We start from the raw sequence: 17,882 nt of genomic DNA, 5'->3' as shown, positions 1-17,882 counted from the left end.
CCAATGGAACTATATATATTTTCTTTCTTTGGGAGCCTAAGCAGTTTTAGTCATAAGCTGTTTAGGCTTTTTTTATATTAGCTAAATTTATATTTTAAAAATAGTATTATTTATACAGATGACTTTGGTAAAAAGGTCGAGGTTTCATGGTTAAATGAATCGATTCCTAATCACTAGACTTATTTTTAAATAGTGCAATTCCGAAGTACTAAAGTGTTATTTTTTTGCAACAAAAATGACCAATCTATTATTTTTTTAAAAAAAATTTTTGATTGTAATTTCAAGCTATTAAATTCCGTTAAAAAATCTTTTATGATATTCTAATTTCATTAAAAATTATTTCGATTTTTGAAAGGTGAGCCAATATGAAAAATGTAAAATTATTAGGTTTTAGTGCAATAGTAGGAATGGGATTAGTCATTTATGGCGGTACTGCAGCAGATGCAGCAACCAATGACTTATTTAGAGTCTATAATCCAAACAGCGGTGAGCATTTTTTTACTGAAAGTACAAGTGAAAGAAATTGGCTTGTGGCACAAGGATGGAAATACGAAGAAGCCGCTTGGGCAACACCTGACCAAGGAGAGGCAGTTTATCGCCTATACAATCAACATACTGGAGATCATTTTTACACGAAAAGCGTAACGGAATATGATTGGTTGAAAACACAAGGCTGGATTCAAGAGGGAGAAGCTTTTTATAGCGACACTGATAAAACCAATCCAGTTTATCGTAGCTATAATAAAAATGCTAAAGCTGGCGCCCATATGTATACGACTTCTATTATTGAACACAATTCGTTGATTAGTATCGGTTGGACCAATGAAGAAGTATCATTTTATGCAGCGAATCCTGGAAATAATACCGAAGTGGTAGATAAAGACGAATTGAATGCAGAAATCGCAAATGGGGAAAACATCTCTAAAGATGACTACACTGAGGCAACATATCAAAACTTAGCAACAGCTCTTGCCGCTGGTAAAAAAGTGGCGGCTGATCAAAAAGCAACCCAAGCCGAAGTAGATGCAGCGACTGAAGCAATCAAGACGGCATTAAATAATTTAGCGCCAGGAACAGTAGATAAAACAGCTTTATCAGCAAAAATAACTGAAGCTCAAAATTATGATGAATCAATCTACACATCAGATACGGCTGCAGCTTTAGCGACAGCCATCACTGAAGCACAAAAAGTTTTTAATGATGCTGCAGCGACCCAAGCACAAGTAGATGCACAATTAAAAAACCTAGAAGATACGATTTCGGCATTAAGAGTGTCAGTAGATCCGACAGCCTTACAAAATTCCATCAACAAATTGGCAGCAGCAAACACTGCTTCTGGAAATAATCTAGTCGCAGAAAACTATGCAACCAACACATGGGATACTTATAATGCGGCTTATCAAGATGCAGTCACGATTTTAGCTGCAGCGGGAACTGATCCGACAGTCACCCAAGCAAAAATTGATACTGCCAATACCACTTTGCAAGAAAGCTTCGACAATCTAGTTTTTGTGAGAAATTTGAGTGATTTATATCAATACACGATGACTTTATCAGTTTATCAGTCGATCGTGACTGATGAAATGAAGGCAGAAATAGTCTACGACAGTCAAACGATGGCAGCCTTAGATTACTATCAAATGGGATTAAAAGGAAATTACGAACAATTATTTGAAGCAGATGGTCGCACACCTACTGCTGATGCGGCTGATATAGTGACTCAAGTAAATATTGATGACATGATTAGCCAAATCAAAGAAACCTTGATTTCAAACTTAAATATTGAGTATGATAAAAATCAAGCCAATATTATTGGAAAAGTTTTAACTATCTCAACCGATGATGAACTAACAGCAGTAGTGCCACAAATCACTGTGCCAACTATTAATTGGGCTGCAGAATAATTTAATTTTTTCAAATGATTCAAATTGACAGCTCCCTAAAGTAGATGAAAATCTATTTTAAGGAGTTATTTTTTTGTCGAGAGATTAGAAATTAGGGAATCTTGCCGATGAATGATGGTCGATACAGAATGAGACGAGCAATTTTTTATATTTTTAAGTTGACAAACGACTTTTATCTTAGTATGATATTTATGAAATCGATACCATAAGGCGGTGAGATATTGGCAACGATAAAAGATGTTGCAAAGAAAGCAGGATTATCTGTTTCGACAGTTTCAAGATTTTTAAATAATCATCCGTATATTTCCGAAGATAAACGTAAACGAATTCAGGCAGCGATGGAAGCGTTGGATTATACCCCTAGCTCAGTAGCGACGCAATTACGTTCAAAAAAGGGGACGATGATTGGGATTCTTGTTTCTCGGATTGTAAATCCATTTTTTGCTCATTTGGTTGATTCGATTGAAAAAAATGCCAGAAAACATGGTTACAATGTGTTGGTAATGCAGACTTATGATGATAAAAAGGCTGAGACCAATATGTTGGAAATGCTGAAGCAGCAGGTCATTGCCGGTTTAATTATGTGCTCTATCGAAGGTGATCCGAAAGTCATCGAAGCTTACCGCGAATATGGTCCAATCGTTTTATGCAATGAACAAATTCCCGGCTCAAAGTTGCCACAAGTTTATACAAACCAAGCGACTGCCTCTTTTGAAGCAACCAACTATTTAATCCAAAAGGGTTATAAAAAAATTGCTTATTGTACTGGTGGGAGTTTGACTCGAGGCGGACATGGAAATTCTCGGACAGAAGGTTTTGAAAAAGCTTTACAAGAAAGCAATTTGCCAATGAAGATTGAGTGGATTTTTAAGCAAGTCCATACGATTGAAGATGGTAAAAAAGTCGCGGATAAACTTTTAGCTTTGCCGAAAGACCGGCGTCCTGATGCAGTATTTACTAGCAGTGATGAAGTGGCTAGTGGTATTTTAGAGAGATATTTAGCCAAAGGTCAGTCAGTGCCGGAGGATTTAGCCATTATGGGTTTTGATAATCAGCCTTTTACTAGTATGTTGGCAGTTCCTCTAACCACGATTCAACAGCCGGTGGATGCTTTAGGAAGAGAGTCCACTAATTGGTTAATTGCCCAAATGGAAGGAAAAGTTTATCAGTTAGACAAGTCTGAATTAGTTTTAAATTTAATTACCCGAAAATCTGCTTAGCCAGATTTTTTTAGCAAATGTGGTATCGATACCACAAAGAAGGAGAAAAAAATGACGATTAAATTAAAAGAGCAGCGAGTAAGTGAAGCACAGAATTTTTGGAAAGAGGAAGTCGTTTATCAAATTTATCCGAAAAGTTTTTATGATAGTGATAATGACGGAATTGGTGATATTAAAGGGATTACGCAAAAATTAGATTATTTAGTTGATTTAGGTGTGACAATGTTGTGGATTTGTCCCATTTTTACCTCGCCAATGGTTGATAATGGCTATGATATCGCTGATTATAAAGGTATTCAAACCGAATTTGGCAGCATGGCAGATTTAGAGGAACTGATTGCCGCAGCGAAAGCTAAAAATATCAAAATCATTTTAGATTTAGTCGTCAATCATTCTTCTGATGAACATGCTTGGTTTCAAACTGCTTTAGCAGACGCTGACAGTCCTTACCGCGACTATTACATTTTTAAAGCAGGCAAGGAAGGTAATCCGCCGAATAATTGGCGTTCGATTTTTGGTGGTAGTGTCTGGGAGCCGGTCCCAAATGAGGAAAATATGTTTTATTTTCATACCTTTGATAAGCGACAACCGGATTTAAATTGGGAAAATCCTGCCTTGCGTGCCGAGATTTATGAGATGATTAACTGGTGGTTGGAAAAAGGGATCGCTGGTTTTCGGATTGATTCCATCACCTTTATCAAAAAAGATCAGGATTATGGGGATGCACCGATTGATGGCAGCGATGGTCTTGGCAGTGTGAAGCACAAAACCCGTAACCGACCTGGAATTGAACAGTTTTTAACTGAATTAAATGCCGAAACTTTTAAAAAACATGAATGCGTTAGCGTTGGGGAAGCACCTGGAGTGACTTATGAGGAGTTTGACCAATATATTGGCGAAGATGGCTATTTCAATATGATCTTTGATTTTCATTATGCTGATATCGATGTGGAAAATGGCAGTGAATGGTTCCGCCAGACCAATTGGCAACCACAGGATCTGAAAGAATTGTTATTCAAAAGTCAAATGGCGATTCAAGCTAGTGGGTGGGGGGCTAATTTCTTAGAAAATCATGATCAACCCCGTTCATTATCAAAATATATTACCGATAAAAATTATCAAAATGAAATTGGTGCCAAAGCATTAGGGGCGTTGTTCTTCTTTTTGAGAGGGACCCCATTTATCTACCAAGGACAAGAAATCGGCATGAAGAATTTCCAAAGAGAAACAATTGAAGATTTCAATGATGTATCCAGTATTGATAATTATCATCGTTCATTAATGGAAGGTTTTTCTGAAGGAGAGGCCATGAATTTTGTTAATCAACGTTCAAGAGACAATGGTCGGACGCCTTTTCAATGGGATGCTTCCGATAATGCCGGCTTTAACCATTCTGACCAAGCTTGGTTGAAATTATCTGGTGACCAGACAGAAATCAATGCTGCTCAGCAAGTTAATCAAGCTGATTCTGTTTTCGCTTTTTACAAAAAAATGATTCAATTAAGAAACCATTCTAGTGCTTGTGAGACACTGATTTATGGTCAATTTGCACCAATAGAGGCAAGTGATGCTGTGATTGCTTATGAACGCATTGGAGATCAAACCATTCAAGTTTTTGTAAATCTAAGTAATCAAATCGAAGCAATTGAAACGTCAGGTGAAATTTTGCTGAACAATTATTCACAGTTGCAAGAAAGAGCTGGCAGATACTTACTACAACCTTACCAAGCCGTTGTAATCAGAAAGGATCCTACTCATGACTAAAACAAACTATCAAGAGATTGCAGAAAAGTTAGTTGCGGTGATTGGAGAAGACAATATTGTCTCCTCTACTCACTGTGCCACCCGCTTGCGGTTACAAGTTAAAGATCGTAAAGCAATTGACGACAGCCAAGTTGAGGAAGTCGAAGAAGTTAAGGGCGTCTTCTATAATGCCGGGCAATACCAGATTATCTTAGGTACTGGGATTGTCAATAAAGTTTATGCAGCGATGCAATCCATTTACAACTTTAATGAGAGCTCCAAAGATCAAATGGCTAAAGATGATTCTTCCTTTTTACAACGTGCCGTGCGCAATATTGCCGATATCTTTGTGCCAATCATCCCAATTTTAGGTGCCACTGGACTATTTTTAGGGTTGAAGGGTGTTCTGTTTAATGAAACCGTTCTTAAAGTGATGGGACTGACAGCTGATAGTATTCCTGAATGGTTGAATGCGACCGTGACCGTTTTAACAGATACGGCTTTTGGTTTTTTAACAGCTTTTATTTGTTGGTCAGCTTTTAAAAAATTAGGCGGTTTACCGATTATCGGCTTTTTAATTGGTTTGATGCTAGTTTCTCCAGCGTTGCCGAATGCGTATGCAGTAGCTGGTGGAACAGCCGAACCTATCATGGCGTTTGGCATGATTCCTTTAGTGGGTTATCAGGGATCGATTTTGACAGCCTTAATTACTGGTATGATTGGTGCAACATTGGAGAAAAAATTACGTAAAATTATGCCGAATGCAATGGATTTGATTTTCACTCCTTTTGTAGTCATTTTAGTTTCTGTATTTGTTGCATTGTTTGTCTTGGGTCCAATCGTCCATGCTTTTGAAGGACAAGCAGTAAAAGTCATTGAAATGTTCTTGCATTTACCTTTAGGAATTGGTGGTTTGATTATCGGTTTCTTATATCCGATTGCGGTAATGACGGGGATGCATCATATGTTTATCATGATAGAAACGTCATTAATCGCGACTACTGGATTTAATCCTTTGATTACGGTTTGCGCTATGTATGGTTTTGCGAATGCGGCAGTCTGTTTAGCAATTGCTTTACGCACAAAAAGTGCTTCAGTCAAAACAGCAGGTATTTCCGCGACAATCACGCAAATGTTAGGGGTTAGTGAACCAGCTTTATTTGGTGTCGTGATGCGGACAGGGATGAAAGCGATCGTAGTTATGTTAGCCAGCTCAGCGGTTGGTGGGATGGTTCTTTCGTTATTGGGCATCCAAGCCAATAGCTATGGATTAGCTGTTTTATTATCGCCTTTGATGTATATTTACGATCCTTATCAAGTTATTACTTATGTTTTAGTGGGAATTGGTACCTTTATTTTAGCTTTTATCCTAACCAATCTATTGGTAATCAAAAAAAGTAGTAAAGTAGAAAATGTCGCTAAAACACAAACAAAATCTCAAAACGAAAAAATTTATTCACCAATTGAAGGCGAAATCATTCCCATTACTGAGGTGAATGATCAAGTTTTTGCCAGTAAAATGATGGGGGAAGGTTTTGCGGTTATTCCCAGTGAAGAAACCATCAAATCTCCCGTTTCTGGAACAATCACCATGATTGCACCGACTAAACATGCAATCGGTATTGTGACAGCGGATGGTTTGGAATTATTGCTTCATTTAGGCATTGATACGGTGGAATTAAACGGCGCCCCTTTTAAGTTAAACATCGAAATAGGTCAAAAGATTCAGCAAGGTCAAGAAATTGGAACCATTGATTTAAAAATGCTTGAAGCTAGTGGAAAAGACGCGACAGTTATGGTGATTATTACCGATACTAAGGAGACCATTTCGGGCTTAGAATTTAATCAAGACTATGTGTTGCCGATTTTGGGATCTTAAAACGAAATTGTTTTAATTTAGAGTGGTTAATTGTGTCTAAGAAGAAAAGAATTAACTAAAAAAACAACTGACTGATGGAATGATCATTCCAACGGTCAGTTGTTTTTTAAGCTCTAAATAATAACTTGTCTTTCACACCAGCCCGAAGCGTATTGATTAAAGCCGTGATGACTTTTTCGACTGTTCGTGCTTCACAACCAGTATTGGCACCAATCCAAGCAATCATTTCCGGGGTAATTTTTTTTGCAAAGGGACGTTTTAATTCTTGGGCGCAATATTTTTCATAGCTATCCATGATTTCGCTGCAGATAGCTGCACTTTCACCAGTTATTTGGTGTACTTTTTCGACCATTTCTTGATATTTCATTGTTTTTTCCTCCTTAAATTAAAAGCTAATCTATTCAAAAAAAGTATTTTCTTCTTCGTCTTTGAAATTAAAGTTTGTCTCATTATCGTCTTGTTCGGTGAAGTTAGTCTCCACATAATTTTTTACAGCCGTTTTATCGACAGAATGTTCGACAATCTGAGAAGCCGCTCCTAAACCTAATACAATACCTGTGATTACTACTATTTTTTTAATTTTCATTGTTATTTCCTCCTTAAACTAAAAGCCAATCCATTCAAAAAAAGTATTTTCTTCTTCGTCTTTGAAATTAAAGTTTGTCTCGTTATCGTCTTGTTCAGTGAAATTAGTCTCCACATAATTTTTTACAGCCGTTTTATCGACAGAGTGTTCAACAATCTGAGAAGCCGCTCCTAAACCTAATACAATACCTGCGATTACTACCATTTTTTTAGTTTTCATTGTTATTTCCTCCTTTAATTTTATTCAATATTGTTTGCTGATCCACGTTGTTCTGATTAATATTTAATACAGTAAATAATATGTTCACGATATTTTCGATCTTTATTTCAATCTTAGAATCTTTTAAATTACTCAAGTCCAGCAAAGACTGAACACCAGCAACTAAGAATTGGCTGTCGGCTAACGGTTGGCTTGAGGAAAACTCATTTTGCGCATTTCCTTCGGCGATTATTTCAGCATAAATCGGGCAAATTAGTTCAATCGTTCTTTGTAATGCTCGTTGCTTCATTAAGGCATTGTTGGCTTGATGAAGTTCTTTGACAATGTTTTTTTTCTCGTCAGTCTCAGGTTTGGTAAATAGGGTAGTTAATAATTTTTCTAAGGCCGACAAATCTTTACGAGCTAAAATTTCTTTGGCGTATGCTAAATCCTTAAGAACAATCCGCATGATCACGGCGTCCATTACTTCTTCTTTAGAGTTAAAATAATAATAAAAAGTTCCTTTAGCGATGCCAACTTCTTTTAAAATCATATTGACAGAGGTAAGTTCATAGCTCTTTGAAATAAATAATTGTTGCGCACAATCTAAAATCTCGCTACGTTTTTGATCAAAATCTTTTGTATGTGTCATGGTGACTCCTTTCTCGACTGTTGGTCTATAGCTATAATATACTAGACCAACGGTCGAATTGCAAGAAGAATTTGAAATTTTTTAAAAGAAATAAAAATACAAAAATTAATTGACAATTGTAGCAAAAATACATTATGATGAAACTATCAAATACGAAGCGAGGGAATAAGATGAAACCAACGAAAAAAGCCCAAGATATGACGCCAATCGAATTGGCCCGTTACATTGATCAATCTGTTTTGAAGCCAGAATTTACGATTGAAGAAACGAAAAAGTACATTCAAGAAGGCATTGATTTTAAATGTAAAACAGTCTGTGTCAATCCTTGGGCCGTGCCATTAGCCGCTGAAATGTGTGCTGGTACAGAAACTGAAGTTTGTCCGGTCTGTGATTTTCCTTTTGGCCAAAGTTCGACAGCGTCAAAGGTTGCTCAAGCGGAAATTATCCTAAAAGATTATGCAAAAGATATTGCGGAATTAGACATTGTGGCAAATTATGGTTGGTTACGCAGTGGACGTTATGAAGAAGTGACGCAAGATTTGAAAGCAGTAGCAGATATTTGTCATCAATATGGTGTTGCCGTCAAAGTGATTTTGGAAACCGATGCTTTAACGGTAGAGCAAGTCAGAAAAGGTTGTGACTGCGTGGTTGCTGCTGGCGGAGATTTTGTAAAAACCAGTACCGGATTTTTAACTGGTCATGAAGGCAACGGTGCGACAGTCGAAATCATCCAGATTATGATGGATCAAGTGGCTGGTAAAGCCAAGATTAAAGGTAGCGGAGCAATTCGCACCCGCGAACATTTTTTACAACTGATTGATATGGGCATCGACCGCATGGGGATTGGCTATCGATCAACGCCAACTGTTTTGGGATTGGATAAGTAGAGTTAGGATGATGGGCAGTTTGCGCATCATCTTTTTTGTTGAAAAATAAAATGAACTAGTCAAAGAAAGAGTCGATTATCACATTTTTTGTGAGCATCGACTCTTTTTAGTGGCTTTAATAATTTTTTCCTTCTACTAATGAATTAACTTGATGAAGCTCAGTTGTAAAGCGTTCATAATCACTCAGCAAAATCCCCATGTATAGCATGTCAACTAATGATAAGAGGGAAGTCCGAGAAATCATAGTTTCACTATAAAATGTTGTTTCGTGATCACCAGTCAGTAATTCTATATCGGCAAATTTTGAAATATGCGTGGCTTTATAGTTGGTTAAGGCAATTGTTTTGGCACCAGTTTTTTGGGCGATTTCTAGTGTGTTGACGGCATCAATCGTACTACCGGAATGGGTAATCGCTATAGCTACATCAGTTTTTTTCAGGGAACGGGCACTTAATTGTCCCAGATGGTTATCAGCAAAATAATTGGCATTTACACCAATCCGAATCAATTTACTGACAAAATCTAAAGCGATACTGCCAGAAGTTCCTAAGCCAAAAACTTCAATTCGATCAGCAGCTAAAATTGCTTCGATAGCGGTATTAAAAGCTTGATAATCAAATATTTTCAAAGTATCCTCTAAGCCTTTAATCGTAGACTGAATGATTTTATTGGGAATACTGTCGATGGTGTCTTCCTGAGAAAAATTTAAATCGACAAATTTCTCTGGTTTTTCGCTAGTTTGTTCTTCTTTCCCCCAATCCTTCAAAACCTGTGCTTTAAAATCACTAAAACCTTTAAAGTTTAGTGCTTTTGTGAAGCGAACAATCGATGGTTCACTCACTTCAATTGCTTGAGCCAGCTCAGCCAAAGTCATTTCTGATACTTTAAAGCCAACTGCTAAGACGTAATCGGCAATTTTTTTCTCTGTTTTACTGAGGATATGATATTTTAATTTAATTCGTTCAGCATAAGATAGATTATTTTCCAAGAGTTACTCCTTTTGTATTTTTACTACATTTTAATGGATACATTTTCCATCGTCAATCAGGGTATAAAGATAGTATAAAGAAATCGCAGCAAGATTCACACTATCTTTATTTCTTTTTTTATATTCTGAAGGAGTAAAGGAGTGGAAGAAAAATGATGCTGTTTTTAGCAGTCGTTAGTTTATTATTAATGATCTATTTATTTTGGTTTTTATTTAAGGGGGAAAAATTATGAGCGGCTTGATTTTTCAAGGAATTTTCTTCTTTTTTATATTATTGATTCTGGCAGTGCCATTAGGTTGGTACATTAAGGAGATACTGCAAGGAAAAATTCCTCGCTTCGCTAGATTTTTGCGACCTTTAGAAAATTTAACGTATAAAATAATCGGACCAACTAGTCAAAAAGAAATGTCGGCTAAAGGTTACTTATTTAACCTGTTAAGCTTGAGTTTTTTCTCTTTACTATTATTATTTGGCTTATTAGTAACGCAACATTGGCTTCCTGGCGGTGAAAATGTCAAAAATATGCCGTGGGATTTAGCCATCAATACGGCTGCTAGCTTTGTAACAAATACTAACTGGCAAGCGTATGCAGGTGAGACCGATCTCTCTCATTTTAGTCAGATGTTTGGTTTAACGGTGCAAAACTTTATTTCGGCAGGCGTCGGAGTAGCTGTTTTAGCAGCATTGATTCGTGGAATTACTCAACGAAAGAAAAAATTCATCGGTAATTTTTGGCAAGATTTAACCCGTAGCTTAGTTTATTTATTTTTACCCTTGTCAGTTATTTTTGCGATTGTCTTGATGTCTCAAGGCGTGGTGCAAAGTTTTAGTGACGGAACGAGTTTTACTGGTTTATCAGGACAGGATTTATTTCTAACTTTAGGTCCAGTCGCTAGCCAAGTAGCGATCAAGCAATTAGGGACTAATGGCGGTGGTTTTTTTGCAGCCAATGCAGCCCATCCTTTTGAAAATCCAACAATTTTAAGTAACTTTGTAGAAAATATGGCGATTTTATTGATTCCAGCGGCATTAATTTTTGCTTTTGGTTTTTGGGTGAAGGATTGGAAACAGGGACGGACAATTTTAATTACAGCGACGATTTTCGTAGGATTAGCCTTTATTGGTGTGTTAATCAATGAATATTATGGTCCTCAATTTGCCGATGTTGTCGGTCAAATGAACCTGGAAGGCAAAGAAGTTCGTTTTGGTGTAGGTTGGTCTAGTTTGTGGGCAGTCGTAACTACGGCGGCTTCCAATGGCTCGGTAAATGCGATGATGGATAGTTTTACACCTTTAGCGGGTGCGATTCCGATGTTCTTAATGCAGCTAGGTGAAATTATTTTTGGTGGTGTCGGTAGTGGATTATACGGCATGTTGGCTTTCTTATTATTAGCCGTATTTATTGCTGGTTTATTAGTCGGTCGCACACCAGAATACTTAGGAAAAAAAATCAATGTCTTTGATATAAAAATGGCGAGTTTGGTGATTTTGACACCGTTAATGCTAACGTTGTTTGGTGCGATGGCTTTTGTTTTACATCCAGACGTCTTGTCTTGGTTAACAAATGCTGGACCCCACGGATTTACAGAATTATTATATGGCGCAACTTCTTTAGCCAATAATAACGGAAGTGCCTTCAGCGGATTTTTAGCAGACACTACTTTTGTTAATTTGTTAGGCAGTCTTATGATGTTAGTGACTCGCTATTTACCAATGGCGGCGATTTTATTTTTAGCAGCAAATATGAGTGTCAAAAAACAATCGGCTTTAAGTGAAGGGACATTGTCTACTACTAGCCCGACTTTTATTAGCATGTTAGTCATCGTGATTTTGGTGATTGGTGCCTTGAGCTTTTTACCAGTGATGGCGCTCGGTCCATTGGCTGAATACTTTGCATTATAAATGGAGTGAATGAGATGAAAAAAATTTATCAATGGGCGATTGGTCAGGCTTTTAAAAAACTAGATCCGCGCCAGCAAATTAAAAATCCAGTGATGTTTGTCGTCTATGTGGGTGCTATCTTAACGACAATTTTGTGTTTTTATCCGACAGGCGTTCCTTTGTGGTTTAGTATCGCGATTACTATCTTTCTTTGGTTGACTTTGTTGTTTGCTAACTTTGCTGAAGCAGTAGCAGAAGGTCGCGGAAAAGCGCAAGCAGATAGCTTGAAACAAGCCAAGAAAGAAGTCATGACCTATAAAATTAGCGACTTAACTGATATACAAAATCAAAATTTCACGGAAATAAAATCATCTGATTTAAAAAAAGGTGATTTAGTTTATGTCCAAGCAAGTGAACAAATTCCAGCGGATGGTGATGTTGTTGAGGGTGCCGCTTCAGTTGATGAAAGTGCCATTACTGGTGAATCAGCTCCGGTTATTCGCGAATCTGGTGGTGACCGTAGCGCGGTAACTGGTGGGACGACAGTAGTTTCTGACTATTTGGTGATTCGGGTGACTTCTGAAAATGGTCAATCTTTCTTAGATAAGATGATTGCAATGGTAGAAGGTACCGAACGAAAAAAAACGCCTAATGAATTAGGGCTACAAATTTTTCTGATTACTTTAACCTTAATATTCTTAACTGTTGCAATTACCTTGATTCCTTTTACTGATTTCAGTAGCGTGTTAGCTGGAAATGGGCAAGCTTTATCTAGTATTATCGTGATTGCTTTATTGATTTGTCTGGCACCAACAACTATTGGGGCTTTGATTTCTTCGATTGGGATTGCAGGAATGAGTCGATTAACGAAAGAAAACGTCATTGCCATGAGTGGTCGAGCAATTGAAGCTGCTGGTGACGTTGACGTATTGCTATTAGATAAAACGGGAACAATTACACTGGGGAATCGCCGGGCCAGTGAATTTCTACCGGTTCCTGGTGTCAGTGAAAAAGAATTGGCAGATGCTGCGCAATTGTCTTCTTTAGCCGATGAAACAGCGGAAGGACGAAGCATTGTAATTTTAGCAAAAGAAAAATTTGATATTCGCGGACGAGAATTCCAGCAATCGGAAGTTCACTGGATTCAATTTAGTGCCAAAACCCGTATGAGTGGTATTGATTATCGTGGCGATGAAATCCGTAAAGGGGCAGCCGATACCATGAAGCAATATGTAACGGCTCAAGGAAAAACCTATCCAGCCGCCTGTGATGAAATTGTTGATCAAATTGCTCGTGCTGGCGGAACGCCTTTAGTAGTGGTGAAAAATGGTCAAGTTCTAGGTGTGGTCTATTTGAAAGATATTGTTAAAAATGGTGTTAAGGAACAATTTGGCGATATGCGTAAAATGGGGATCAAAACTATCATGATCACTGGTGATAATCCGTTGACTGCAGCAGCAATTGCTGCAGAAGCTGGTGTGGATGATTTCTTGGCGGAAGCAACACCGGAAAATAAAATGGATTTAATCCGTGAATACCAAGAAAAAGGTCACTTAGTTGCGATGACTGGTGATGGGACTAATGACGCACCAGCTTTAGCTCAAGCAGATGTTGCAATGGCGATGAACACTGGTACCCAAGCTGCAAAAGAAGCAGGAAATATGATTGACTTAGATTCTAGTCCGACAAAATTGTTGCAAGTTGTCCAAATTGGGAAACAATTATTGATGACTCGCGGTGCTTTGACGACTTTTAGTATTGCCAATGATATCGCCAAATATTTCGCGGTCATCCCAGTGTTATTTTACGGAATTTATCCGCAATTAAATGCTTTAAATATAATGGGACTAGGTAGTCCATTAACAGCTATTTTATCAGCGGTCATTTATAATGCCGTGATCATTGTTGCCTTGATTCCGTTAGCTTTAAAAGGTGTAAAATATCAAGAGAAACCTGCCAGTCAAATTCTACGGCATAATTTACTAGTCTACGGTTTAGGTGGTATTGTGGCACCGTTTATCTTCATTAAGATGATTGATCTAGTGCTCTCGCTGATAATTTTATAAATGAAAGGAAAAATAAAATGAGCAAAATATTTAGTAGCTTACGTTTTTTATTGTTTGCCGTCATTTTGTTTGGCGGTCTCTATACCTTATTAGTGACTGGTATCGGGCAGTTATTTTTTAACCATCAAGCCAATGGTAGTTCGGTCACTCGTGAGGAACAAGTCGTGGGTTCAAGTTTGGTGGGGCAAGATTTCTTCGAGACCAAATATTTTTCTGGACGTAGCAGTGATGTTAGCCAGCTATCACCAATCTCTAAAGAGCAAGCAGATCATGTTCGCCAAAGAAAAGAAAAATTATTGGCGGAAAACCCAACTGAAACACAAGTTCCGAATGATTTAGTTACTGCTTCTGCAAGTGGTGTTGATCCAGATATTAGCTTGGCTGCCGCTAACTTTCAAGTCGAACGAATCGCGAAAGCCCGACAAATTAATCCGCAAAAAATTCATGCTATAATAAATGAAACAGCGGAAAAAGATTGGTTCTCCAGTCGTGAATTTGTCAATGTTTTACAGTTAAATCTCGCGCTGGATGAATTAATTTAGTAGAAAGGCGTTTGCTGAAGATGGCAGAAATGACACAAGAAAATTTTAAACGCGGCGACGCCAATCGTGGGAAATTGCGGGTCTTCTTTGGCTTTGCGGCCGGAGTTGGTAAAACTTATAGCATGTTGCTAGAAGCCCATGAATTAGTTTTATTGGGAAAAGATGTGGTGGTGGGTTATATTGAACCCCATGATCGACCAGAAACTAATGCTTTACTAAAAGGATTAAAACAAGCGCCGCTAAAACACTACCAATACAAAGACTTAACTTTGAAAGAACCTGATATCGATTATCTAATTCAAACGGCGCCAGATGTAGTTTTGATTGATGAATTGGCTCACAGTAATGCGGAAGGCTCGCGGAACCGTAAACGATATCAAGACATTGAAGAATTGTTGCAGGCAGGAATCGATGTGTTTACTACTGTCAATGTGCAACATATTGAAAGCTTGAATGATATTGTTTCGGAAGTGACAGGTATAGAAGTTAAAGAAACTGTGCCGGATACTTTTTTCCAGCAAGCGACTTTGAGAGTGATTGATGTAGAGCCGGATGAATTAATCGAACGTTTGGAGCAAGGTAAAATTTATGCCGATGAAAATGCCAAGCGGGCGCTACAAAATTTCTTTATTCCCCAAAAACTTGATCAACTGAGGGGATTGGCGATTCAGCGGGCATCTGATCATATCAATCGAGTCCGTGGTAAAACTAGTGGCATGCAAAACAAGTTGTTGGCGGTTGTGTCAGACAATTACCCTAGAATGGCGGAAAAATGTATCCGTTGGACGGCACGCTTGGCGCAAGGTCTGGGTGCTGAATGGATTGTCATTCAAATTCGCCATCAATCCGATAGTATCAGTGAGCTACCCTTAGCTGAAAAACTAGGAGCAGAAGTGGTCACCATTGAAGAGGAAGATAGCTTTGAAACGGTAGTGGAGTATGCTAAATTAGCAGGTATTACCGATATTATTATGGGTAAAAACTTACGAACACCGTGGTATTATAAGCTGTTCTCGGAAGAATGGGAAGATCGTTTACTAAAACGCCTAGATGATACCGAGCTGCATTTAATTCCTTATAAAGAAAAACGCAGTGTTTTTTGGGAGATTCCTAAAAAGATCATTGAAGGTGGCGGAAAAGATTTTGGTGTGGCGATTGTTGGTGTGATTTTGGCCACTTTAGTCACCGAATTTATGCAGTATTTGCATGTGGGCGATCAAAATTTGATGCTAGTGTATATATTCTTCGTACTTTTGGTGGCTCGGCTAACAAGCGGCTATTTTTGGAGCGGTTTGTCATCAATATTGAGTGTCTTGTCTTTTAACTGGTTTTTCGTGGAGCCATTATATTCTTTGACAGTTTACAAGCAAGGTTATCCGATTACTTTGGTGATTATGTTTGTTGTTGCTTTGATGATTAGTAATTTGATGGTTCGTTTGAAAAAACAAGCCGATAGTGCCAAAGAAAAAGAACATCAGATGGAAATCTTGTATGAGTTGAATAAACAATATGTGGTGGCTGATAATCAGCAGCAAATTTTTGAAATCACCGCTACATACTTAGCTCGTTGGTTAAAACGAGGTGTAGCGATTTATGATGAATTAGGCCGATTACAACATGCCAGTGGAGAAAAAAATCACCTTTTAGCCAATTCAGATGAATCAGCAGTTGCTTTTTGGAGTGCTAAAAATCAAAAAGAGGCTGGCAATGGTACCGATACATTGATCGGTGCGAAAGGTTTTTATTTACCGATTGTGGCGAGTGGTCAAACATTGGCAGTCTTAGGTATTTTGCGCAATGCTAGTCTACCGTTGGAAAATAACCAATTGAATTATTTGAAATTAATTTTGACTCAATTAGCCGTAGTTTTAGAACAAGCCCAATTAAAAAATCAAAAGGAACAGATCGAACTAGAAAATGAGCGGGAAAAGGTTCGCAGCAATTTATTGCGGGCAGTCTCTCACGATTTACGGACACCCTTAACCGCCATTTCTGGTATTGCTGAAACCTTAAAAGAAAACGGCAGTGACTTACAAACTGGCACCCGCCAAAAATTATTACAAGATATTCAAGAAGAATCTCAATGGCTGATTCGAATGGTGGAAAATCTATTATCAATTACCCGCATCAACATGGATACGATGGCCGTTAAAAAAAATGCCGAGCCGCTAGAAGAAGTGGTAGAAGCAGTATATCAACATGTTCAAAAAGTCTACCCAGCTGAAAAACTAGTCGTCGATTTACCGGCAGATTTAATTTTTATTGAGGTTGATCCGATATTGATGGAGCAAGCTTTATTTAATTTAGTAGAAAATGCTTTTCGTCATGGTACACCGAAACAGCCAGTTGATTTAAAGGTTTATCAAGCAGAGGGAAACACTGTCTTTGAAATCGAAAATAGCGGAGAAATTCCTTTGAGTCAATTTCAAAAAATTCAAAATAATTTAACCACGGAAGCTGAAGTACCGGTAGATTCAAAAAATGGGTTGGGCATTGGCCTAAGCATCGTTAAAACGATTGTTCATGCTCATGGCGGTAGATTAGCCTTAGATAATCAAAATAATAAAACCATTGTTAAAATTTATTTACCCGACTAAGGAGGTGGACTTTTGAAAGCAAAAATATTATTGATTGAAGATGATGAAAATATAACAGATTTCATGACAGTCGTGCTAGAAAAAGCAGACTATCAACTGACCATCGCTGAAAATGGCATGACCGCCTTGACGGCTTTTCAAACAGAAAATTTTGATTTGGTTTTGTTAGATTTAGGTTTGCCGGACATCGATGGCATCGAATTATTAAAAATTATTCGCAAACGGATGATCTTACCAGTAATTATCATTTCAGCTCGCAATAACGAGACTGAAAAAGTAACTGCCTTAGATTTGGGCGCAGATGATTATGTCACTAAACCCTTTGGCACCAATGAATTAATGGCTCGCATTCGAACCGCCTTGCGTCATAAAAATAAACAAATAGTAACTTCACCAATTATTGAAAATGGCAAATTGAAAATTGATTTAGATAAACAATTATTTTATCGTGACGAACAAGAAGTCCATCTGACAAAAAATGAATTCCGTATTTTATCCTTACTTTTTAGAGAATTAGGCAAAGTTGTGACTTACGAAAGTTTAATGACTGAGATCTGGGGGCCTTATCAAGGTGATCCGCAAACTTTAAGAGTCAATATGTCCAATCTACGAAAAAAGATCGAAGAAAATACTTTATCTCCTAAATACCTGATGACAGAAATTGGGGTGGGGTATCGATTGAAGGATTATCAAGATAAATGATCAAAGCAGTAGCATTTCGCTACTGCTTTTTTGCTA

At 37.8% G+C, this 17,882-nt stretch carries 15 protein-coding genes; 10 read left to right on the top strand and 5 right to left on the bottom strand.

Annotated elements, in window-relative coordinates; genetic code table 11:
* The first annotated feature begins 365 nt into the window (after positions 1-365).
* The 4 genes from KUA55_RS15300 (at position 366) to KUA55_RS15285 (ending at position 6,746) form a co-directional block, all read left to right on the top strand.
* Complete coding sequence (locus tag KUA55_RS15300) at positions 366-1,904, top strand: FIVAR domain-containing protein (protein ID WP_218327260.1); 1,539 nt, start codon at positions 366-368, stop codon at positions 1,902-1,904.
* Positions 1,905-2,125: 221 nt separating this feature from the next.
* Positions 2,126-3,124, top strand: a complete 999-nt coding sequence (locus tag KUA55_RS15295) for a LacI family DNA-binding transcriptional regulator (RefSeq protein ID WP_218327259.1) — start codon at positions 2,126-2,128, stop codon at positions 3,122-3,124.
* A 51-nt stretch (positions 3,125-3,175) separates the two neighbouring features.
* Entirely contained in the window at positions 3,176-4,888 is a 1,713-nt protein-coding gene (locus tag KUA55_RS15290) for an alpha-glucosidase (RefSeq protein ID WP_218327258.1), read from the top strand.
* Entirely contained in the window at positions 4,881-6,746 is a 1,866-nt protein-coding gene (locus tag KUA55_RS15285) for a PTS sucrose transporter subunit IIABC (protein ID WP_218327257.1), read from the top strand. The genes KUA55_RS15290 and KUA55_RS15285 overlap by 8 nt, the downstream gene beginning before the upstream one ends.
* A 106-nt stretch (positions 6,747-6,852) precedes the next feature.
* Here the strand turns inward: KUA55_RS15285 and KUA55_RS15280 are convergent, their stop codons facing one another.
* The 4 genes from KUA55_RS15280 to KUA55_RS15265 are packed head-to-tail and all read right to left on the bottom strand — an operon-like array spanning position 6,853 to position 8,182.
* Positions 6,853-7,113: a hypothetical protein gene (locus KUA55_RS15280; protein ID WP_218327256.1), complete on the bottom strand. Its 261-nt coding sequence runs from the start codon at positions 7,111-7,113 to the stop codon at positions 6,853-6,855.
* Positions 7,114-7,143: 30 nt separating this feature from the next.
* The gene (locus KUA55_RS15275; protein ID WP_218327255.1) at positions 7,144-7,332 is read right to left on the bottom strand and encodes a hypothetical protein; all 189 of its coding nucleotides are present in this window, start codon (positions 7,330-7,332) and stop codon (positions 7,144-7,146) included.
* An 18-nt stretch (positions 7,333-7,350) separates the two neighbouring features.
* Positions 7,351-7,551: a hypothetical protein gene (locus KUA55_RS15270; protein WP_218327254.1), complete on the bottom strand. Its 201-nt coding sequence runs from the start codon at positions 7,549-7,551 to the stop codon at positions 7,351-7,353.
* Entirely contained in the window at positions 7,541-8,182 is a 642-nt protein-coding gene (locus KUA55_RS15265; protein WP_218327253.1) for a TetR/AcrR family transcriptional regulator, read from the bottom strand. Before KUA55_RS15265 ends, KUA55_RS15270 begins: the two co-directional genes overlap by 11 nt.
* Positions 8,183-8,352: 170 nt before the next feature.
* Here KUA55_RS15265 and deoC point away from each other — a divergent pair, with 170 nt between their 5' ends.
* A complete protein-coding gene (gene deoC / locus KUA55_RS15260) occupies positions 8,353-9,069 on the top strand; it encodes a deoxyribose-phosphate aldolase (protein WP_218327252.1) in 717 nt (238 codons plus the stop codon).
* Between the two features lie 115 nt (positions 9,070-9,184).
* Here the strand turns inward: deoC and KUA55_RS15255 are convergent, their stop codons facing one another.
* Positions 9,185-10,057: a MurR/RpiR family transcriptional regulator gene (locus tag KUA55_RS15255; RefSeq protein WP_218327251.1), complete on the bottom strand. Its 873-nt coding sequence runs from the start codon at positions 10,055-10,057 to the stop codon at positions 9,185-9,187.
* Between the two features lie 229 nt (positions 10,058-10,286).
* Here KUA55_RS15255 and kdpA point away from each other — a divergent pair, with 229 nt between their 5' ends.
* The 5 genes from kdpA to KUA55_RS15230 are packed head-to-tail and all read left to right on the top strand — an operon-like array spanning position 10,287 to position 17,846.
* Positions 10,287-11,960, top strand: coding sequence for a potassium-transporting ATPase subunit KdpA (gene kdpA / locus KUA55_RS15250; RefSeq protein WP_218327250.1), 1,674 nt, complete (start codon positions 10,287-10,289; stop codon positions 11,958-11,960).
* Between the two features lie 14 nt (positions 11,961-11,974).
* A complete protein-coding gene (gene kdpB, locus KUA55_RS15245; RefSeq protein ID WP_218327249.1) occupies positions 11,975-14,005 on the top strand; it encodes a potassium-transporting ATPase subunit KdpB in 2,031 nt (676 codons plus the stop codon).
* A 17-nt stretch (positions 14,006-14,022) separates the two neighbouring features.
* Positions 14,023-14,547 (top strand): potassium-transporting ATPase subunit C, encoded by a 525-nt coding sequence (locus tag KUA55_RS15240; RefSeq protein WP_218327248.1) that lies wholly within the window; start codon positions 14,023-14,025, stop codon positions 14,545-14,547.
* 29 nt (positions 14,548-14,576) lie between these two features.
* Entirely contained in the window at positions 14,577-17,144 is a 2,568-nt protein-coding gene (locus tag KUA55_RS15235; RefSeq protein WP_218327334.1) for a sensor histidine kinase, read from the top strand.
* Between the two features lie 12 nt (positions 17,145-17,156).
* Positions 17,157-17,846: a response regulator transcription factor gene (locus tag KUA55_RS15230; protein WP_218327247.1), complete on the top strand. Its 690-nt coding sequence runs from the start codon at positions 17,157-17,159 to the stop codon at positions 17,844-17,846.
* The last annotated feature ends 36 nt before the right edge of the window (positions 17,847-17,882 follow it).

The organism is Enterococcus alishanensis, assembly GCF_019218635.1.
In the GTDB taxonomy this organism is placed as follows: Bacteria; Bacillota; Bacilli; order Lactobacillales; family Enterococcaceae; genus Enterococcus_A; species Enterococcus_A alishanensis.
This window is presented reverse-complemented; position numbering and strand designations above follow the sequence as displayed.

Bases quoted from the DNA above. Each gene is read 5' to 3' on its own strand.
- kdpA (WP_218327250.1), top strand. From the start codon at position 10,287: ATGAGCGGCTTGATTTTTCAAGGAATTTTCTTCTTTTTTATATTATTG.
- KUA55_RS15300 (WP_218327260.1), top strand. From the start codon at position 366: ATGAAAAATGTAAAATTATTAGGTTTTAGTGCAATAGTAGGAATGGGA.
- KUA55_RS15280 (WP_218327256.1), bottom strand. From the start codon at position 7,113: ATGAAATATCAAGAAATGGTCGAAAAAGTACACCAAATAACTGGTGAA.
- KUA55_RS15290 (WP_218327258.1), top strand. From the start codon at position 3,176: ATGACGATTAAATTAAAAGAGCAGCGAGTAAGTGAAGCACAGAATTTT.
- KUA55_RS15240 (WP_218327248.1), top strand. From the start codon at position 14,023: ATGAGCAAAATATTTAGTAGCTTACGTTTTTTATTGTTTGCCGTCATT.
- KUA55_RS15270 (WP_218327254.1), bottom strand. From the start codon at position 7,551: ATGAAAACTAAAAAAATGGTAGTAATCGCAGGTATTGTATTAGGTTTA.
- KUA55_RS15265 (WP_218327253.1), bottom strand. From the start codon at position 8,182: ATGACACATACAAAAGATTTTGATCAAAAACGTAGCGAGATTTTAGAT.
- KUA55_RS15235 (WP_218327334.1), top strand. From the start codon at position 14,577: ATGACACAAGAAAATTTTAAACGCGGCGACGCCAATCGTGGGAAATTG.
- deoC (WP_218327252.1), top strand. From the start codon at position 8,353: ATGAAACCAACGAAAAAAGCCCAAGATATGACGCCAATCGAATTGGCC.
- kdpB (WP_218327249.1), top strand. From the start codon at position 11,975: ATGAAAAAAATTTATCAATGGGCGATTGGTCAGGCTTTTAAAAAACTA.
- KUA55_RS15285 (WP_218327257.1), top strand. From the start codon at position 4,881: ATGACTAAAACAAACTATCAAGAGATTGCAGAAAAGTTAGTTGCGGTG.
- KUA55_RS15275 (WP_218327255.1), bottom strand. From the start codon at position 7,332: ATGAAAATTAAAAAAATAGTAGTAATCACAGGTATTGTATTAGGTTTA.